Source organism: Corynebacterium atrinae, from assembly GCF_030408455.1.
Taxonomy (GTDB): Bacteria; Actinomycetota; Actinomycetes; order Mycobacteriales; family Mycobacteriaceae; genus Corynebacterium; species Corynebacterium atrinae.
Map to the genome: position 1 here is coordinate 2,442,299 of NZ_CP046977.1, position 17,377 is coordinate 2,459,675.

Sequence of the window (17,377 nt, forward strand, 5' to 3'; positions counted from 1 at the left end):
CCAGAAAATGCACAGTCCCATAATGAAGTCGCCGTCGCCGTCTTCCCTGACTTAGGCCAAATTAGTCAGACAGACGAGGAAGCTTAGCCAAGATCTCCTCAACCTCAGCAGGAACCGGGGACTGCGCATAAACAGTCTGACCGGCGACCTCAATAGTGAACGATCGGTACTTCTTCAACGTTCTCACCAGCCGCTTCAACGACAACCCCGAGCGCTGCTCCAACACATGACCCACAGCCATCGCCGCCATCACAATCGTCAAGTGCGCATCAATGGAATCCTTCTTCCGATGGAAGATCGGCCGGGCCTTCAGATCCGACTTCGCCATCCGAAACGCCTTCTCAATCTTGAACAACTGCCGATACGCCCCGATGACCTGCTCAGGATTCAGATCTACCCGTGAGGTCTCATAGCCTTTGACCCCAGCTAGTGCGCGGTGTTTATCCGCTAAGGTGTGGTTGACCTGCTTATTCGGGGCTTTCAAGTCCACATAGCGGTTGCGTTTGACCGGCACTTGACCTGCGACAGCTCGCTGCGCTTTCGCTACCTGCTCATCGATCCCTTTCAAGGTCCGGCGTGCCCGATCCCAGGAATACTGGTAGTAGGTCACCGAATGCGGGATACCATCGGGTCCACGGCCCGTGCGGTCAGCAAACCTCCATACTTGCCCGTCGGTGTAGGACGCCCCGGGATTGGCCTGCCTCCACACCTGGATCGGATAGGGAATGTCACGCTCCCGAGTACCGAGGATGTAGTGCAGTCCGGCATCCACGACGGCTTGTTTATTACCGGCGGAGAACATCCCGGCGTCGGCGACGATGGTGATGTCATCAAGCTGATAAGCATCCTTGAGCCGATCAATCATCGGCAACATCGTCTGGGTTTCGGCTTTGTTCCCCTCGAACGCCCCGATCGCTACGGGGAACCCAGCGGCATCAGACAACAACCCGACGGTGATTTGGGGTTCCAGGCGACGCTCCTTGGAAAACCCTGGTTTCCGAAGGTCGTCGTCTTTGTCTGTTTCGAAGTACAAGGTCGTGACATCGTAGAGGACCATCACGCCTGGGCCGATCCCAGCATGGGTGGCAAGTGCCTTTGTGACCTGGTCGCGGAAGGCGGTGGTGGCGTAGACGGGTAGGCGTCGTTGGATGGTGCGGTAGGAGGCAGAGGCGACACCGATTTCGGCGAGGGTTTCGATGGATTCGAACTTCGAACCGGGGTGGATGATCCGTGCGGTGACTAGGTCGTAGAAGACTGGGTCATGATCGGTGGCCTCGTGTAGTCCCAGCTGGTGGTAGGCGCCGTGGATGGCGTTGATGAGGTGGTTGGCGCGTTCGCTGGTAATGGGTACGGGATTATCCACCGCGCCTGTCCCGGCTGGCATGGTGACCTCGTCGTTTAGTCCTAGGTCGAGGCCTATTTGATCGCCGTCGATCATGCGTTGGGCGCGGGCGAGAAGGAGGCTAAGTTCCTCATCAGTGTGGGCGGAGCCAAGGTGATCAAGGACGGGTTTTCGATTCCGATACCCCCAGATGACCTGCACAGCCGTGGCACCGGACGCAGTCGGTACGGTGCGGATCTTCGGTGGCATGATTCACAGCCTACTGCCACCCCCACTGCTACCCGCTTAGTCTGACAAACAGCCCCTCACACCGCCAAAATGCCCAGTTCCAGACGTCAAGATGGTCTGCGCCACACCAAAATGGCCTAAGTCAGGACAGTCCCATAATGAAGTCGCCGTCGCCGTCTTCGCACCGAGTGACCATGCCGAAGGAGTGCTACCGGAAAGTCCCGGATTGTTTGCAAGGCACAGGAGACAAAATTCTTCAACGGCTAAACCGATGCTCATGCTGTTCAGCGCAGGATTTCCAACCCGGTAGCCTCGGCAGCTTGCTCGATGGAACCCAGATTCGTGAGATCGGTGAACCCCGCCTGCTCCATGAGTGCAATAGCTTGGCCGGATCGATTTCCAGACCGGCAGTACACCAGGTATTCAGCGCTTGGATCCAGATTGGAGATGGCGGCGGCCACCTCTCCACCATTGAAGTCAAGGAGCTTCGCACCTTCGAGGTGGCCTTGCGAATATTCCTCCGAAGTTCTCACGTCGAGAATGACGGCGACGGCAGAAGCCTCTACGCTACCTGCACTTGATTGCAAAGGGAAGACGATCGAGGTGAGAGTAAGACGCATATGCAGACCTTTCGTCGGTATGAAAACAGGTTGTGCAAAGCTGCGGAGTACCTAGCCAGCAGGCGAGGAGACTCCGCAGTGCTTGAAGAACGTGGGTCTTGTCAAAAAAGAAAAGCAGCCCAGTGGGATCACAAGGATTCGATAGTTCGTTCACGCGAGACTTGCCAAGGCGTTTGGAATCTCTTGGGCCATAACGAGTGCACCCATCGCCAAGACAAAGAACCCAAATCCTCGTCGAAGCGCCCGTTCAGGGATTCGTCCGGCGAGCCTGGCACCAAGGAGAGAACCAGCGACAGCGATTCCGGTGAAGGCGAGCACGATTGGCCAGTCGATCGGCACCGTCAACAGGGCCCCGCTGAGCCCAGAGGCGGTGTTCATAACGATCACAAAGAGCGAAGTCGCGGCTGCGACCGCCATCGGCAGTCCACCCAGAAGGTTCAAGGCTGGCACGATGAGAAATCCCCCGCCTGCCCCCACCAGTCCGGTTGCTAGGCCAACGAACAGTCCAGTTAGCAGTATGCGAGCGATCGGCCGTGCCGCATCGCCACTGTTTGGGAGAGCGCCGTCAGGGCGCTTTTTGCGGCCCCGGATCATCGCTGTCGAAGTCGCAATCATCATCGTTGCGAACATGATCATCAGTACCGGACCTGGGATTGCGTCGCCAAGCAATCCGCCTGCGAACGCGCCAGCCATGCCCGCCACCCCGAAGACAAATCCAGTTTTCCAGCGCACACGGCCAGCACGCGCATGGGCAATCAGGCCGACGGCACTGGTAACACCGACGATGAACATCGACGATGCGATAGCAAGTCGTGGCTCCATCCCGAGGACATAGGTGAGGATGGGTGTAGCGAGGATTGAACCGCCTCCGCCCAGGAGCCCGAGCGAAATTCCGACGAGCACCGCAAGAACCAGCGCGATGACGAGTGTCAGTTCCATGTTCGGACTCCTGAACAAATAGAAGGCGGCATCAGTTACACGGACACAGAGTCGCCGACTTCAGTCGGGTTACCCATCTCAGCCCAGCGCGCGTAGCTGCCGTCAAGTTCCGCAATGTCATAGCCTGCACGGCGCAGCGCACTCGCGGCTACGCTATTGCGGACACCGCTTTGGCAGTAAGTGACGATCGTGCCCGCATCCTTGGCGGGTAGCAAGTCCAGTTTCCACAGCACCCGCCCGCCGGAGATTTGTCGAGCCCCCGGCACATGCCCCTCCGAGAATTCAGTCCGGTTGCGTACATCAAGCAGCAAGACCCGATCGAAGCTGTCAAGCTCGTCAGGCTGCACCAGTTGAGGCTTCACCAATTCGAGTCCATCTAGCGTGGTTAAGAATCCGTGTGCGCTGTCGATACCGACGCGGAAGAGGTGATCGCGCATCGCTTCTGCTTCGGTCCGGTCGGCGGCGAAAAGCACTAGTGGGCGCTGCTCGATCAGTGGGTCGTAAACCCATGCGCCATAGCTGGCAGCTTTATCTATGCCAGGGATGTTCAACGAACGGGCCACCGTGCCGCCATGCACCTCAACGTTGTTGCGGGTATCAACAAAGATGACCTCGTCAGCAGTGAGCTCTGCCGTCAATTGTTCCGCCGTGTACTCGACGAGCGCCGGCACCTCCCCCATGACTGCAGGACCGATCTTGTTTTCCATTTTCATGCGCCCGAAGTAGGCGTGCGCGTCAGGCTGTCCACTGAGCAGTTCATCAACGAATCCTTGCTCGTCATTGCTCTCGAGATACCGGCTCCACCATGAGAAATTGCGCTCATAGCCGACGGTCGACGCCGGGATTGCACCTAATGCCTTGCCACAAGCACTTCCAGAACCATGTGCTGGTAGCACCTGCACATAGTCAGGGAGCGTCAGAAAGCGATCGCGGAGACTGGCAAAGAGGTCCTTCGCGCCTTGGAAACGCGTGTCGACAAATCCTGCCGCCTCGTCGAGAAGATCAGGGCGACCGAGATCTCCGACAAACACGAAGTCGCCGGTGAGCATGAATCCAGGCTCGCTTGACTGGGCGCCGTCAGTGACCAGAAAGGACAAGTGTTCTGGGGTGTGCCCGGGTGTGTGAACTGCTTCGATCGTGATGTTGCCGAGCTCAATGCGGTGCCCGTGCTTCATCCGCACTGCTTCATCCATGTCAGGACCGTACGTCCAGTCGGGACCCCCCTCATCAGAGAGGTACATCTGCGCCCCAGTCTTCGCCGCTAGTTCCCTGGTACCGGAAAGGTAGTCGGCGTGAATGTGGGTTTCGGTGGCCGCGACGATTCTCATTCCATGCTTCTCCGCAAGGCTGAGGTAGTCGTCGAGATCCCTACGCGGGTCGATAACGATCGCTTCTCCCTTAGCCTGACAGCCGATGAAGTAGCTCGCCTGCGCGAGATCCTCGTCATAGATACGCTCCAGCAACATGATTGGTTCCTTTCGTGTCTTAAGCGAGTGCAGATCGTTAAGGGCAGGTGCAGCGATCAGCTTCAGGAACCCCGTGGAGGGCATCCTCGATGTGTTGTCCGCAGCCAGCCCAAGTGGGTTTACCGCAGGTAGAGCAGGTGATTCTTGCGCACATGATGGAGGCCTTTCTAGTGATTTGTGGGGATGGTCATGGCCTAGCTGGGGTCAGTGTGTGAGTTGCCCGTCGAAGTCGGCGAGTCGGATTTCGTGATTTAGCCGCCGAAGAACCGGGTAAAGAATCCTCCTCGTCCAGCTTTCGCCGCGTCGATCTGCGCCTGTGAGTGCTTGCCGTTGCACCAGTCTGAGGCCGGCACGCTCTTCTTCACCGTTTCCACGTGCTGCCCACAGCCCGCCCAGGTCGTCTTCCCACAGGTGCGACACTTCACTGCTCGGCACATGTTGTACTCCTCTTGGTCTCTACATCTATCCATACCCCGGGGGGTATCTTCTAGTATCCAGACTATACCCATGGGGGTATGCTTCCTGTCAAGACCCCTGCCTCCATAAACTGAAAGCGGAAGCTAGCAATGACCGAGAAGATTGACGAAGCCCAGACCACATACGACCCGGAAGCTAAACGCAAGGTGGTAAATCGCCTACGCCGCGCCCACGGACAACTCGCCGCAGTCATCACCGCGGTGGAAACAGATGCGCACTGCCGAGACGTCGTGCAACAGCTTTCAGCTGTATCCAAAGCACTTGATCGCGCGGGCTTCCTCGTTATTTCGAGCGCATTGAAAGAATGCCTTGCACATCCCGATGGGCAAGACAGCGCTAGTCAGGACGAGCTCGAGAAGCTTTTCCTCAGCCTCGCATGAGAGTGGCGCGTGCGCGCGCTAGGAGTTGGAAGCACAGGACCTTGTCATGTCCCGTGCCAAATGGAGAATGCAAACCTGCACATCCCCACCGAATCCACCAAAACCTAAGAGGTGCCCCGACGAGCTCAAAGCACGCGCCATCGAACTCGTCATCCACTCCCAATCCAACCCGACCACCGCGCAAGGTGCAGCCGGTCGGGTAGCTGGACAACTTGGACTCAACCGTGAAACCGGAGAACCCCGTGTCCCCCTCTCGCATCATCCTCGCGGATGCCATCGCCATCCTCGCCCGCCTGGCCCACAACACCCCAGACGCCCCCTTCACCACACTCAACGTCCTGGGGACCTTCTGGCCATTCCTCCTCGGCGGGATCACCGGACACGCGATCTGCTACGCAACGAAAAAGCCCACACTCCCCATCGCTCCCGGCGGCCTCATCATCTGGCTCTCCACCGCCATCACCGGACTAGGCATCTGGGCACTACGACACGGGGAAACACCCCACTGGTCCTTCATCATCGTCGCCTCCATCATGTCCGGCCTCCTACTCATCGGATGGCGCGGCCTAACGAACAAGCGAACTAAAACAAAGTCCTAGCCCCCAGAGGGGTGCTGTGCGCAGCTGCACACACCACAGCCCTCTGACTAGCGCCAACGCGGCCAGTCTGCCAGCACTGAACATGCGCCACCTGGACAAAAACATTGCCCTACCCCTTGCGTACTTCGATTCTGTGTTCTACTATTGGAGTTAGAACACCTAATCGAAGGGGCAAGGGGGTGAACGAACATGAGCAGTGACATTTTCTACCCAGGCAAAGCGCTACCACTCACGCTTGAGATTGGCTTTTCCATGGTGGAGGCGCACCTGAAAGAGGCAGCCGCCGGCCCCCAGCACTACTTCGCGGTCAGCTCACCTCATGACCCAGTAGCCCGGCGGGGAACACAGATACGCCAAGAAGACCACAAACTCTGGCAATCAGTCCTCCCCAATGGTGATGAGGACATTGACATCGTCCTCGCTAAGCTACGGCGCTCCCTAGGTCGTGGGGATCACTACCTCATGTCCGCGATCAGCGCCCACCAACGGCTTAACGAGCTGCCGAAGTTGAAGGAGATTCAGGAGGAGTACTTCCACCTCGACCTTGTCCGCTTGAAGACGATTGACGGTGTGTTGTGTAAAGCAGACACCACCATCACCGAACACCTCGACCTCATCGACACCGAACTAGCCGAATTCCTCACGCCTACTCGGACGAATCAGATCCTGCCCACCCCAGGCAAGATCAAAAACCGACTGAATGCGATCATCACCATGCTCGATGAGTCGATCTCCTCCGAGGATCCCGCACCACAACCGGTTGATAGTGTCTCCATCTCCTTCGACGACGGCCGAGGACTCCTCCACGCTGATCTTGATGGGGTCGTCGCCCAAGAAATCGACCTCCGTATCCGCAAGCACGCCATCGCCCATGGGATCAGTCAGGCAGACGCCTTCGTGGCCTTGATGAGGGGTGAGGGGTCAACGAATGTCACCCTCAACATCTACCGAGCATCCGATATCCCGAACGCCCCAGCATGGGTCTCCGGGGTCGGGTACCTCACCGCAAAGCAGACCGAAAATCTCCTCAACCGAGTTGATGTGGAGATTGATCTCGATGCGATTGCTCAGAAAGTCTCGTCGGCGTATGCCACCCCCGCGAATATCCGCTCCCTCGTCATCGGCCTTGATGGGACGTGTGCAGTCGGTGGGTGTGATGCCCCTGCTCATCGAGCACAGATGGATCACCGGATCAATCACGCCGATGGCGGGCCCACCACAGCAGCCAACCTCGCCCCATTGTGTGTCAAGCACCATGCGGTCAAGACTGATCGTCGGGTGACCTACGTGATGGACCCGCTGACGAGGCGGAAGTACTTCTTGTTTGATGACGGGTCCTGGGCAGAATCCGAAGGAGACGGGCCGTTAGCTGCTAGTGAGCGGCGGTGGCTGCAAACGGTGTCCCAACGGATAGCCAAGCGCAGGGCGAGGATCCGCTCGGAGTCCCAAGCCCAGAAGACAGAGCAGATCGAGCGGGAAGGGCCACCACCGCCCCACGAACGCCCTAGCTGCTCCGAATGGGGACGCCCCCTTGACAGCAAGGAGACTTAGAAGGCCCCCTGCAGAACCTGGAAATGCTCACACACCACGGGCATGCCAGGCTCAAAACCCCTGGGACTTTCAGAGTAGGTTCGCCAATAGTGCTCATGGACTTCCCGCCAGTGCTTGAGGGTTCGGTCGCCCTCTCCTTCGGCATAGGCATGCGAAGCAGAGACTTCCTCAAAGGGCATGACTTCCACTGAGGTCGTTTCAATGAGAACTCGGGGAATTCCGCGGCCGTCGAGAATGATGCTCAGTTCCCCCACTTTCGGAATGGGGTCGTCAGCGTACTGGTAGTCCCACAACGATGACGCAGTCGCCGTCTTCACCCCTGATTGAACTAATGCCAACAGCTCATCGGCAAGCTGGGGAGTCGCTCCGAAAGCCCAAGATTCCGGGATGCCATCAGGAAGTCCAGGATTGGACGACCGGCACGAGCGGTAGAACTCTTCGACTAGCGAACTGTTGTCCACGCAGTCAGCCTACATCTAGTGCGATTTCTTCACCCCGTCGCTGCACACAGCCGGGAGGAAATCCAGGCGGCTCTTGGTCTGCTCGCCGACCACACCGTTCTGAGGAGCTTCGCCGTGGCACTTAAGGGATAAACACTCTCGTGACAGCAACTTGAGTCACGAACTTCGATAAGCAATGAGCCTAAGAGCCACGGCAAGCATGAGCGAGTGCCCTTCGAGACGCAACAGTACAAAGTGAAGTGCTGATAGACCCACCCGCCACTTGGCGGAAAAGCCCCGCCGCCAGAAGGGTTGTGCGATCCAGGACACCAGCCAACAATGAGGTAATTCACACTAGCTAGTACCTAAGGAGCCTAAGAGTGACTACCTCATCCTCGCCCAAGATTGGTCCGCCACCTCCCTTCGATGCTGAGCTTGCCTCCGTACTCAAGCAAATCAACGAGGTTATGCCGCCAAACGCCATTCAGTTGGAGACCCTCGAGACATTTCGAGGTGACTTCCCTGGCGTTGAAACACCGACCGAAGAGGAGATTTTTAAGCTCCTCTCAATGGAAGGCCACTTCACAGTTGAGGAACGGCTCGTTCCCGGCCCTGAGGGCTCGCCAGATGTCTCCCTGCTCATTTGTCTGCCACAGGGACTTTCTTCCCCGGTCGGCGCACTTTACCACATCCACGGCGGAGGGATGGTTATTGGAGATAACAGGACCGGAACTCCATATGTGCTCGAGTTGGCTAAAGAACTAGGGCTCGCAGTAGTTTCCGTGGAGTACCGACTGGCTCCAGAAACGCCATACCCGGGCCCTGTGGAGGATTGCTACGCCGGACTGGTGTGGACAGTTGAGAACGCTGAAATACTGGGCATTAATCCTGCACAGATCGTTGTCGTTGGAGCCAGGGGCCTGAACCCTGGAAAGTGGACACAGGGTTTAATCAAGATGCAATAGTGATCTTAGCGGATTCCGTGGCCTCGAAGTCGTTGAGCGATCGATAGCCACACCACGAATGCAAACGCATGGTGTTATAGCGACTACACCACCTAAACACATCCCGACGACACACGAGCTGACTAGCGAAAACACGGTCATCTTGCAGGACTTCTCGTTTCATCGTGGCATTGAACGACTCCGCCAGCGAGTTGTCCGCGCTTGTCCCGATCGCACCCATCGACTGGGTGATACCGAACCGGGTACACAAGCGTCGGTATTGGTGACTGGTGTAGACGCTGCCGTGGTCCGAGTGAAAGACCGCCCCCTTAAGACTGCCTCGCACACCGCGGGCCATCGTCAGTGCCTCCTCAACCAACTCCACGCGCATGTGCTCGGCGATCGCGAAACCAGTCAACTGACACCAATAGCAGTCGATGACCGTGGCCAGGTACATAGTCGACCCGTCCGCGACCGGCAGATACGTGATGTCACCGACGTAGACCGTGTTCGGTTTCTCCGCAGTGAAACGCCGTGTGAGCAGGTCAGGAAACCTCGGTGCACGTGTCGCAGAAACGGTGGTTTTAACCCGGCGTTTTTTGGTGTATCCACGCAATCCCATCTGTTGCATCAGCCTGGCGATACGCTTGTGATTGACACGGGAGGGATCACGGCCATCAACGGAGTTGATGGCGGCCGTGACGCGTTTGATCCCGTAGCAGCCGTTGTTGGCCGCGAACACAGTCTTGATTTCTGCTCCCAGGACCGCATCAACGATCAGGCGTTGCTGGCGGGAAGGGGCAGCTTGCTTCCATGCGTAGTAGGAGGACCGGTTGATCTTTGAGGACCTCACATAGCCGCTTGACCTCGTAGAGGTCTCGGTAGTCGTCAACGAAATGGAAGCGGCTTAGCAGTTCGTCTCTTCCGCGAAATATTTGGCCGCCTTGCGCAGGATTTCTCGTTCCTGCCGGAGTTTGGCGTTCTCACGCTCCAGCAGGCGGATGCGTTCTACATCGGAGAGTCCTTCCATGCTGGTGCGTGCGCTGTTTGCTGCGGCGATTGGGCTGGCAATTTTCTCGCCGTCGGTGTTGGTTTTTGTCCCGGTTCCGAAGGTGTCAAGCCAGGCGCGTAGCGAGTTGCGGTTGATCCCGAGGTCGGAGGAGATCGTGTTGATCGTGGCTTTCGGTGTTGACTCGTAGAGCGAGACTGCGTCTCGTTTGAAGTGCTCGGTGTAGGTCTTGCGTGGCATGGTGGAAAGGTACCTCACTTTCCCAGCGTGATGCTGGGTTCAGTGTGTCCACCACTAAGGGGTCAGACCCCAGCGCCGGGGGAGGGCTTTCCGCCGCAGTAACACTGTTATCCCGCGATCGTCAGGGACCCACCCTGCTCGGCCAGCTGCTGATATGTCCTATGCTCGACGATCGCAACAACTCGTATTCAGCCCTGCAAATGGAGGGACTTGGATTCTGGGATCGTAGTTCCAATCTGGCGGGCTGGACGGCATTGCTGGGCGAAGCACGTGGCAGCGATGATGTGTCGCAATACGCTGCACCAGCCCGAGCGACAGACCTATCTGGACTCCCGCCCACATTCATCGACGTCGGCTCGGCGGAGACGTTCCGCGACGAGGATGTCGCTTATGCCAATGGCATCTGGCAGGCAGGCGGTACTGCTGAGCTGCATGTGTGGCCTGGTGGCTTCCACGGTTTTGACGGTTTGGCTCCACATACTGCGCTTTCCCAGACCGCGAAAGCGGCACGCTTGGACTGGCTTCGGCGCCTCTATCAGTCTTAGGGGCCCTGTGACTCGTGACAGTATGTACCCATGCGCGATCTGACAATCTGGCTGGATAGCCTTGACCCGGAGGCAGGCGCGGCCTTGCGGGTCATTTCTTACTTCGAGGAACTTCTCGCTCAAGAAGTAGGCGTGCATGCCATTGCGCGGGCGGCCGCAAAGCTCACGGGATGCGGCGTCGGGATTTCCTACGCCGATCAACAGACCCAAATCAGAGTTACCGCCGATGGAATTCCCACGATGGGGACTTCTTTTGATCCAGAGTGGCTCAGTACTTCCCTCGATGTAGTAGTCGGCACTATTTGGATTGAGCGAGACGGTCCGCCTCAGCCATTGGATCCTTTGGTGTTGGAGCGAGCTGCGGGTGCGGTCAACCACATTTTGTCACGTAAGAGGGTATCGGCGAACGCCCGAAAAGATGCGGATGCCTGGTGCGAATTGGCTATCGATGCTGGGGTTGCGTTGGAGGATCGTCGTCACGCTGTCAAACAATTGGGTTTAAATCCCCAACGTCTGCGACCTATTGTCCTCACGGGAGGACAGGTGAAGATCGTCGAGGAGTCCACAACTCAGTCCTTCATCTCGCGGCAAGGTAGAAAACGGGTGGCAATCGGGTACACGGCTCCAGTCGAGGAGCTTCCTGAGTCTGCCTTGGCGGCGCAATTGGCATTCCGTCTCACGGCCGATGGGACGGAATTGGATCCGGGACCGCGGGTCGTTTTCGCCGAGAGTGCGGGCGGTTTCTTGGTTCTTGCGCAGACTCTTGGTCCGGAATCCCCGCGACACCCGGACGTCAATGCCCTGGAAGTTGCCGGCCGTGAAGTTCCGTGGATGATCCAGACGTTGGATACGTTTTCAATCGCAACAAGCGTTCGTGCTGCTGCCGACCTTTTGCGAGTCCATCATTCAACGTTGCAGGAGCGTCTCCTCCGAGCGGAGCGATTGCTTGGGTGGAACATTCGTGACACCGAAGGCAGGATGCGTTTGCACCTGGCGCTCGTCATGCGTCGACTTCACCGCCAGTAGCAGACCTATAGTCGAAGCCATGACACTACGACTGGGATTCATCGGAATTGTGACGTCAAATATGGCTGCTTCATTGGACTTCTATCGGGCGCTCGGGGTGGAGATCGCCGCCGATCAGGATGGCGCTCCGCATGTTGATGCGCAGTTGGCCGACGGAACTGCGCTGGCGTGGGATACCGTGGATACGATCCGGACCTTCGATCCGAATTATGTTCCGCCGACGGGTGGCCACCGCATTGCGCTGGCGTTTAAGAAGGACTCCCCGGCCGAGGTGGATGCGGCATATCAGACGATGGTGAATGCCGGATTCTCGGGCCACGTCGCTCCGTGGGATGCGTTTTGGGGGCAGCGCTATGCCACCCTGTTGGACCCGGATGGCAACTCCGTCGACCTCTTCGCGACACAGGAGCCTTAGGAGTTCTCCTCCAGGAATTCGCGGGCAATGACCGGGGCTTCGGCTTTTTCTTTGCCGATGTTGCGGAGGTTCATGGCGACGAGGGCGTCGGTGGTCAGGAGGGCGGAAGCTCCGTTGATGGCGTCGACGGCACCGTCGGGGAGGGCACCTGAGCGCATGAGGGGGAGGACGTTCTGGGGGAGGACGAGACCCTCGGGGTCGTCGAGGGTGACGAGGTCGATCTCGTTACCGGCGGAGTCGAGGAGCGGCGAGGTGGTGTAGATGTCGGCGACGTCAGCTGATCCGCTGGTCAAAGCAGCGATGGTGAGGGGTCCGCCGCCGTCGGAGATGGGGACCATGGTGATGGTGGAGGCGTCGACGTTGTAGACGGAGGTGAGGCCGCGGGGGCCGTAGGGTCGTTCGGCGAGTTCGGGGTTGGCGGCGATGCGGACCTGGTCGAGTTTGCTGAGGTCGGCGAGGGTGGTGAGGCCGCGGTCGTCGGCAAGCGAGCGAGTGACGCGGTAGGAGTCTTTGGATTCCCCTTCGGCGAGGTTTCCAGTTGACAATCCCTCGGGCAGGACCTCGGACAAGGCCGTGTCGACGTCTGCGGGGGTGGCGCCGGTTGGCAAGTCAGCGCCGTAGAATTGTGCCAGGTTGCCAGCGTATTCGGGGACGAGGTCGACGCTGCCCTCTTCAAGCGCGCGGAGGTAAACCTCGCGGGAGCCGATGGCAGAGGTGACTTCAACCTGGAAGCCGGCATCTTCGAGGGCTTGCGCCCAGACTTGGCCGATGATTTCGGACTCGGGGAAGTTGGCGGTGCCGATGGTGATGACATCATCGCTGGATTCGGTGGCCAGCGGGTCGGATGGGGAGGAGCAGGCGGTCAGTACCAGAGCGAAGGCGGCGATAGCGGCTAAACGTTTCTTCATGTCACACGTCCTTGAGGTTGAAGTGATCGTTGCAGCGAGGCGAGAACCACATCGACGATGAGCGCTAGGACCGTCACCAGGAGTGCTCCGGCGAGCATCTGCGGGTAATCGCGTAGTGCAAGTCCGTCAATAAGAAAGCGACCGAGTCCCGATAAACCAATGTAGGCAACAACTGTCGCCGTGGCTAGGACTTGGACGACGCAGGAGCGGAGGCCGCCCATCATCGTGGCGGCGGCGAGGGGGAGTTCCACGCCGGTGAGGATCTGTCTCTCGCTGAACCCGGAGGCTCGCGCGGAGTCGACTACAGGGCGGGGAATTGCCTGGAGCCCGGTGACAATCCCAGCGAGCAGGGGCGGGACCGCCAGGATCACGAGCACGATGGTGGCGGGGATTAATGGAAGGCTTACGCCGAAGCTCAGTTGCACGGTGAGCCAGGTGAGCAGGCCGAGGGACGGGAGGGCTCGCAAAGCCCCGGCGACCCCGACGACGGCGTTCGCGGCGCGGCCGGTGTGTCCCACCCAGAGCCCGAGGGGCAAAGCGATGACGAGGGCTAGTCCCACGGCCAACGCGGTATACGCCAGGTGGTCGACGGTGCGGGAGGCAATGAGGGAGAAGTTGGCGGGATCAGTGAGGTAGGAAATCATGAACGCCTCCACGGCATGGTGAGGCGGCCGATGAGGAGGAGGGCGGCGTCGATAAGCACTGCCAGCAACACCGTGCCCAGCAGGCCGACGATGATCTGCGTGGGGAACGATCGCTGGAAACCTTCGGTGAACAGCGTGCCCAGGGAGGACACGCCGATGAGCGCACCGACGGAGACCAAAGAGATTGTCGACGCCGCGACAACCCGGATCCCGGCCAGCAGGCCGGGTCCGGCGAGCGGCAGTTCAACGCCGAGGATGCGACGCCAAGTGGGGTAGCCCATCGCAATGGCGGCTTGGCGGACGTCTCCGGGGACGGTATCGAAGGCGTCGGCGGTGGAGCGGATTTGCAGGGCGAGGCCGTAGAGGGTCATGGCGACGATGACGTTGAGCGGGGAGAGGATCGAGGTTCCCAACAACAGCGGCATGACCACGAACAAGGCCAGCGAGGGCACGACGTAGAGCAGGCCGGCGGCCACGACGACGACTTCGCGGGCGGGGCGGAAACGGTGCGCCAGCCAGCCGATCGGTAGCGCGAGCAGGAAGGACGCGAGGATCGCCGGCCACGATAGGGCCAGGTGGTCCAGGGTGAGTTCGCCGATCCTGGTGGTGTTGGTGGCTATCCATTGCCAGTTCATTGCAGGATGCCTTTGACGCGGCCATGCTTATCGACGACGACGTCGCGGCCGTCGCGCACCTCCACCGACAATGCGCGGGAATCGGCACCCACGAAGTCCCGGACGTAGTCGGAGGCCGGGCGCAGGAGAAAGTCCTCGGCGACGCCGACTTGGTGAACCTCCGCGCGCTCGCCGAGCAAGACCACTTCGTCGCCAAGCAGGAATGCCTCGTCGATGTCGTGGGTGACCATGAGGATCGTCGTTTGCATCGTTTCCTTGAGGGCGAGAATCTCCTCCTGCAACCCCCGCCGAACCACTGGATCGACGGCGCCGAAGGGCTCGTCCATGAGCAAGATGTCCGGGGAAGATACCAGCCCGCGAGCGACCCCGACCCGCTGGGCCTGTCCGCCGGAGAGCTCTGCGGGATAGCGCGATCCCAGGTCGGGATCGAGGCCGACGAGCTCGAGCATCTCGGCCGCTCGCGTCCTCGCCTGGGATTTTGTCGCACCATTGAGGCGGGCAACAGCGGCGACGTTGTCCAGGGCGGTGCGATGCGGCAGCAGGCCGGAGTGCTGCATGACGTAGCCGATAGAGCGCCGCAACGTCACCGGATCAACCCCCGCGATGTCCTCACCACGGACCAAGATCCGCCCCGAGTCGGGGGATACCATTCGGTTGACCATGCGCAGCAGCGTCGTCTTGCCGCATCCCGAAGGGCCAACAAAGACGGTGATCGACCCGGCGACCACGCGGTGGGAAAAGCCCTCGACGGCCGGTGCAGGAGAACCCGGGTAGGCCTTGGTCACGGCGTCGAACTCGATCATCGTGGAATCTTCCTGGTGGGATTTAAGGGGCTGTGAACGCGATAAGGGTCCGATTGTACCCACTTCACCCATGCGTGGGAACGAATATCCTCCTGCCGTAACTGACCAAGGCACAATGGAGCGCATGGAAACCCTCGAATCTGTCGGTGAGATTTTGCGCGCCCGAAGTGACGAGTTTCGCGATGCCGTTCAGCAGCGCTTCTACCAGGATGTTCTAGAGGCCCGGCAAGTGTTTCCCATCTCCTTGCGCGATACCCACCGGGATTTGGCCGGTGCGGTGGCATGGGTGATGGAACGCACCCCACGCACCGGCGCCCTGCCGCCGGAGCTCCTGGACAAGCTCCGTCACCTGGGCCGCGATCACCGACGGCACGGCTTCCCCGCCGAGATCTATCCCGCTTTTGCCACCGCCCTGCAGCACGGATTGCGCGTGATGGAGGTCCCGGAGGTCGACGCCGCGAGCCGGGCCGTGGAGCTGGTCTGCTCCGTCATGGCGGCGGCCGCGCAGGAGGCGGATCGGGAGGGGATCGCGCCGGTGTTTTCCGCCGAGGTCCAGGGCGTGCAGCGTCGTAGTCGCCGCATCAGCGTCGTGCGCCTGGAGGCCGGACTGCCGGTGGATTACCGCCCCGGCCAGTACCTGCCAGTGACCACGTCTTATCTGCCGGGCGTGTGGCGTACCCTCTCCCCCGCCCTGCCCAGCAACGACTTCGGGCAGCTGGAGTTCCACGTCCGCACGGTGGAGGGCAGCCACGTCTCCCAGCTTCTGGCCACGCCGAAGCCGGGCGATTATTGGAACTTCGGCGCGCCGGGCGGCGACTTGAGCATCGACGGTGAGCGAGATGTGTTGATGATCGCGCATGGCACCGGCCTCGCTCCCCTGCGCGCCATTCTTTTTGACATGCTCGATTGGCCGCCCGAGCGCCACCGCCCCCGCGTTCATCTGTTCGTGGCCGCGGAGTACCCGGGCGAGCTCTATGACCTCATGGGATTGTGGAATCTCGCGATGGTGACGTCGTGGCTGTCGGTGGTTCCCGTCGTGGAACATGACACCGATCCGTGGTGGGTGGGCATCCCGGGCGATACCCCCGAGGTCCCCCGCGGCCTCCACCTTCGGGTTTCGGGCCAGGTTGGCGAGGTCGTCGCTTCCTATGGTGCGTGGGCGGATCGCCAGGTGCTCGTGGTGGGCGAGGCCGCCAGGGTCCACCGCACCGTCGCCGCCCTCATCGCCGGCGAGACCCCGCCTGAGAACATCCAGACGCAGGCGTGGGAAATCGCGGACCAGTGGCCTCGCCTAGAGGATGGGTAGTGAGCGCCGAGCTTGGCTGACCTGCTCTAAATCGAGATCAACAACAAAGGTTTCCGGTCCGTACCCGGCCTCCGCTTCTCGACGCCCCGTTGGCCCCACCACGCACGAATGCCCAATGCCGGTCGGCCCGCTGGCTTCGCCAGCTGCGTCCTCCCCTCCCGGGCGCGCTTGCCCGGCCGCCACGATCCACGCCGTGGAATCGAGCGCACGCCCGGCGGTGAGGATGCGCCATTGCTCCAGCTTGCCGGGCCCATCCATCCAGCTGTTGGGAACGAGGATGACCTGCGCGCCTCGGCGCGCTAGTTCTTGGAACTGCGCGGGGAAGCGGATGTCGTAGCAGATGGCGATGCCGACGGTGACCCCGCCGACGTCGATAAGCGACAAGTCCGTGCCGGGCTTGACGGTGTCGGACTCGCGATAGTTGAAGGCATCAAAGGTGTGGATCTTGTCGTAGCCGGTGTGAATGTCCGGCCCCGTGATCAGCGCGGTGTTGGTGACGCGATTGATCTGCTTTCCATCCCGCTCGACGGTGTCGGCGGGGCGGAACATCCCCGCGACGACCGTTACTCCCAGTTCACGGGCGGTTTCTTGGATGCCGGTGGCAAACTCGCCATCGAGTTCCTGGGCTTGGGTGTCCAGCCGTCCGGTATCAAAGGCCTGGCTCGTGGCCTCGGGAAACACGATGAGTTGGGCTCCCTGCTCGGCGACCTCGCGGATCTCTTGTTGGGCACGGGCCAAATTGTCGAGGATATCCGCTCCGGACTCGAATTGCACCACTCCAATTTTCATGGCCCCACGATATGTGGATAGCCGAAAGTTATCCACAGGCTGGCTCGTCCGACGCTTGAGCATTGGGCCAC

At 60.1% G+C, this 17,377-nt stretch carries 20 protein-coding genes and 1 pseudogene; 8 read left to right on the forward strand and 13 right to left on the reverse strand.

Annotation, left to right across the window (positions count from 1 at the left end; genetic code table 11):
- Positions 1-61: 61 nt before the first annotated feature.
- From CATRI_RS11965 to CATRI_RS11985, 6 genes are all read right to left on the reverse strand, one after another.
- On the reverse strand, positions 62-1,591 hold the full coding sequence (locus CATRI_RS11965) for an IS1634 family transposase (RefSeq protein ID WP_290216554.1): 1,530 nt from the start codon (positions 1,589-1,591) through the stop codon (positions 62-64).
- A gap of 263 nt (positions 1,592-1,854) precedes the next feature.
- Positions 1,855-2,190, reverse strand: coding sequence for a rhodanese-like domain-containing protein (locus CATRI_RS11970; RefSeq protein WP_290217882.1), 336 nt, complete (start codon positions 2,188-2,190; stop codon positions 1,855-1,857).
- Positions 2,191-2,340: 150 nt separating this feature from the next.
- Entirely contained in the window at positions 2,341-3,129 is a 789-nt protein-coding gene (locus CATRI_RS11975; RefSeq protein ID WP_290217884.1) for a sulfite exporter TauE/SafE family protein, read from the reverse strand.
- A 35-nt stretch (positions 3,130-3,164) separates the two neighbouring features.
- On the reverse strand, positions 3,165-4,595 hold the full coding sequence (locus CATRI_RS11980; RefSeq protein ID WP_290217886.1) for an MBL fold metallo-hydrolase: 1,431 nt from the start codon (positions 4,593-4,595) through the stop codon (positions 3,165-3,167).
- 37 nt (positions 4,596-4,632) lie between these two features.
- A complete protein-coding gene (locus tag CATRI_RS13670; RefSeq protein WP_494337460.1) occupies positions 4,633-4,749 on the reverse strand; it encodes a DUF8730 family Cys-rich protein in 117 nt (38 codons plus the stop codon).
- A gap of 97 nt (positions 4,750-4,846) precedes the next feature.
- Complete coding sequence (locus CATRI_RS11985) at positions 4,847-5,032, reverse strand: DUF8730 family Cys-rich protein (protein ID WP_290217888.1); 186 nt, start codon at positions 5,030-5,032, stop codon at positions 4,847-4,849.
- A gap of 129 nt (positions 5,033-5,161) precedes the next feature.
- Here CATRI_RS11985 and CATRI_RS11990 point away from each other — a divergent pair, with 129 nt between their 5' ends.
- The 3 genes from CATRI_RS11990 (at position 5,162) to CATRI_RS12000 (ending at position 7,602) form a co-directional block, all read left to right on the forward strand.
- Positions 5,162-5,452 carry a metal-sensitive transcriptional regulator gene (locus tag CATRI_RS11990; RefSeq protein WP_290217890.1) on the forward strand — a complete coding sequence of 97 codons (291 nt, stop codon included), beginning with the start codon at positions 5,162-5,164 and terminating at the stop codon, positions 5,450-5,452.
- Positions 5,453-5,694: 242 nt separating this feature from the next.
- Complete coding sequence (locus CATRI_RS11995) at positions 5,695-6,051, forward strand: DUF3054 domain-containing protein (protein WP_290217892.1); 357 nt, start codon at positions 5,695-5,697, stop codon at positions 6,049-6,051.
- Positions 6,052-6,240: 189 nt separating this feature from the next.
- Positions 6,241-7,602: an HNH endonuclease signature motif containing protein gene (locus tag CATRI_RS12000; RefSeq protein WP_290217894.1), complete on the forward strand. Its 1,362-nt coding sequence runs from the start codon at positions 6,241-6,243 to the stop codon at positions 7,600-7,602.
- Here the strand turns inward: CATRI_RS12000 and CATRI_RS12005 are convergent.
- A complete protein-coding gene (locus tag CATRI_RS12005) occupies positions 7,599-8,063 on the reverse strand; it encodes an ASCH domain-containing protein (RefSeq protein WP_290217896.1) in 465 nt (154 codons plus the stop codon). The genes CATRI_RS12000 and CATRI_RS12005 overlap by 4 nt on opposite strands.
- A 359-nt stretch (positions 8,064-8,422) precedes the next feature.
- Between CATRI_RS12005 and CATRI_RS12010 the strand changes: the two genes are divergently transcribed.
- Positions 8,423-9,007 (forward strand): alpha/beta hydrolase, encoded by a 585-nt coding sequence (locus tag CATRI_RS12010; protein ID WP_290217898.1) that lies wholly within the window; start codon positions 8,423-8,425, stop codon positions 9,005-9,007.
- Here the strand turns inward: CATRI_RS12010 and CATRI_RS12015 are convergent.
- Positions 8,994-10,235 (reverse strand): annotated as a pseudogene (locus CATRI_RS12015) (IS3 family transposase). The gene CATRI_RS12010 and the pseudogene CATRI_RS12015 overlap by 14 nt on opposite strands.
- Before the next feature lie 44 nt (positions 10,236-10,279).
- Between CATRI_RS12015 and CATRI_RS12020 the strand changes: the two are divergent.
- Genes CATRI_RS12020 through CATRI_RS12030 form a run of 3 tightly spaced genes read left to right on the forward strand, consistent with a single transcriptional unit; the run spans position 10,280 to position 12,221 of the window.
- Positions 10,280-10,780 (forward strand): alpha/beta hydrolase fold domain-containing protein, encoded by a 501-nt coding sequence (locus CATRI_RS12020; RefSeq protein ID WP_353959750.1) that lies wholly within the window; start codon positions 10,280-10,282, stop codon positions 10,778-10,780.
- A gap of 30 nt (positions 10,781-10,810) precedes the next feature.
- Complete coding sequence (locus CATRI_RS12025; protein WP_290217900.1) at positions 10,811-11,806, forward strand: helix-turn-helix domain-containing protein; 996 nt, start codon at positions 10,811-10,813, stop codon at positions 11,804-11,806.
- A gap of 19 nt (positions 11,807-11,825) precedes the next feature.
- Complete coding sequence (locus CATRI_RS12030) at positions 11,826-12,221, forward strand: VOC family protein (protein ID WP_290217902.1); 396 nt, start codon at positions 11,826-11,828, stop codon at positions 12,219-12,221.
- Here the strand turns inward: CATRI_RS12030 and CATRI_RS12035 are convergent.
- From CATRI_RS12035 to CATRI_RS12050, 4 genes are read right to left on the reverse strand one after another with little or no spacing between them, the layout of a single operon-like run.
- Positions 12,218-13,129: an ABC transporter substrate-binding protein gene (locus CATRI_RS12035; protein WP_290217904.1), complete on the reverse strand. Its 912-nt coding sequence runs from the start codon at positions 13,127-13,129 to the stop codon at positions 12,218-12,220. The genes CATRI_RS12030 and CATRI_RS12035 overlap by 4 nt on opposite strands.
- Positions 13,126-13,773 (reverse strand): ABC transporter permease, encoded by a 648-nt coding sequence (locus CATRI_RS12040; RefSeq protein WP_290217906.1) that lies wholly within the window; start codon positions 13,771-13,773, stop codon positions 13,126-13,128. The genes CATRI_RS12035 and CATRI_RS12040 overlap by 4 nt, the downstream gene beginning before the upstream one ends.
- On the reverse strand, positions 13,770-14,408 hold the full coding sequence (locus CATRI_RS12045) for an ABC transporter permease (protein WP_290217908.1): 639 nt from the start codon (positions 14,406-14,408) through the stop codon (positions 13,770-13,772). The genes CATRI_RS12040 and CATRI_RS12045 overlap by 4 nt, the downstream gene beginning before the upstream one ends.
- Positions 14,405-15,211: an ABC transporter ATP-binding protein gene (locus tag CATRI_RS12050; RefSeq protein ID WP_290217909.1), complete on the reverse strand. Its 807-nt coding sequence runs from the start codon at positions 15,209-15,211 to the stop codon at positions 14,405-14,407. The genes CATRI_RS12045 and CATRI_RS12050 overlap by 4 nt, the downstream gene beginning before the upstream one ends.
- 124 nt (positions 15,212-15,335) lie before the next feature.
- Between CATRI_RS12050 and CATRI_RS12055 the strand changes: the two genes are divergently transcribed.
- Positions 15,336-16,517: an FAD-binding oxidoreductase gene (locus CATRI_RS12055; protein WP_290217911.1), complete on the forward strand. Its 1,182-nt coding sequence runs from the start codon at positions 15,336-15,338 to the stop codon at positions 16,515-16,517.
- Here CATRI_RS12055 and CATRI_RS12060 read toward each other — a convergent pair.
- Positions 16,503-17,306: a carbon-nitrogen hydrolase family protein gene (locus CATRI_RS12060; RefSeq protein WP_290217913.1), complete on the reverse strand. Its 804-nt coding sequence runs from the start codon at positions 17,304-17,306 to the stop codon at positions 16,503-16,505. The genes CATRI_RS12055 and CATRI_RS12060 overlap by 15 nt on opposite strands.
- Positions 17,307-17,377: the final 71 nt, after the last annotated feature.

Bases quoted from the DNA above. Each gene is read 5' to 3' on its own strand.
- CATRI_RS11990 (WP_290217890.1), top strand. From the start codon at position 5,162: ATGACCGAGAAGATTGACGAAGCCCAGACCACATACGACCCGGAAGCT.
- CATRI_RS11985 (WP_290217888.1), bottom strand. From the start codon at position 5,032: ATGTGCCGAGCAGTGAAGTGTCGCACCTGTGGGAAGACGACCTGGGCG.
- CATRI_RS13670 (WP_494337460.1), bottom strand. From the start codon at position 4,749: ATGTGCGCAAGAATCACCTGCTCTACCTGCGGTAAACCCACTTGGGCT.
- CATRI_RS12035 (WP_290217904.1), bottom strand. From the start codon at position 13,129: ATGAAGAAACGTTTAGCCGCTATCGCCGCCTTCGCTCTGGTACTGACC.
- CATRI_RS12000 (WP_290217894.1), top strand. From the start codon at position 6,241: ATGAGCAGTGACATTTTCTACCCAGGCAAAGCGCTACCACTCACGCTT.
- CATRI_RS12060 (WP_290217913.1), bottom strand. From the start codon at position 17,306: ATGAAAATTGGAGTGGTGCAATTCGAGTCCGGAGCGGATATCCTCGAC.
- CATRI_RS11975 (WP_290217884.1), bottom strand. From the start codon at position 3,129: ATGGAACTGACACTCGTCATCGCGCTGGTTCTTGCGGTGCTCGTCGGA.
- CATRI_RS12055 (WP_290217911.1), top strand. From the start codon at position 15,336: ATGGAAACCCTCGAATCTGTCGGTGAGATTTTGCGCGCCCGAAGTGAC.
- CATRI_RS12050 (WP_290217909.1), bottom strand. From the start codon at position 15,211: ATGATCGAGTTCGACGCCGTGACCAAGGCCTACCCGGGTTCTCCTGCA.
- CATRI_RS11965 (WP_290216554.1), bottom strand. From the start codon at position 1,591: ATGCCACCGAAGATCCGCACCGTACCGACTGCGTCCGGTGCCACGGCT.
- CATRI_RS12045 (WP_290217908.1), bottom strand. From the start codon at position 14,408: ATGAACTGGCAATGGATAGCCACCAACACCACCAGGATCGGCGAACTC.
- CATRI_RS11970 (WP_290217882.1), bottom strand. From the start codon at position 2,190: ATGCGTCTTACTCTCACCTCGATCGTCTTCCCTTTGCAATCAAGTGCA.
- CATRI_RS11980 (WP_290217886.1), bottom strand. From the start codon at position 4,595: ATGTTGCTGGAGCGTATCTATGACGAGGATCTCGCGCAGGCGAGCTAC.
- CATRI_RS12025 (WP_290217900.1), top strand. From the start codon at position 10,811: ATGCGCGATCTGACAATCTGGCTGGATAGCCTTGACCCGGAGGCAGGC.
- CATRI_RS12030 (WP_290217902.1), top strand. From the start codon at position 11,826: ATGACACTACGACTGGGATTCATCGGAATTGTGACGTCAAATATGGCT.
- CATRI_RS12040 (WP_290217906.1), bottom strand. From the start codon at position 13,773: ATGATTTCCTACCTCACTGATCCCGCCAACTTCTCCCTCATTGCCTCC.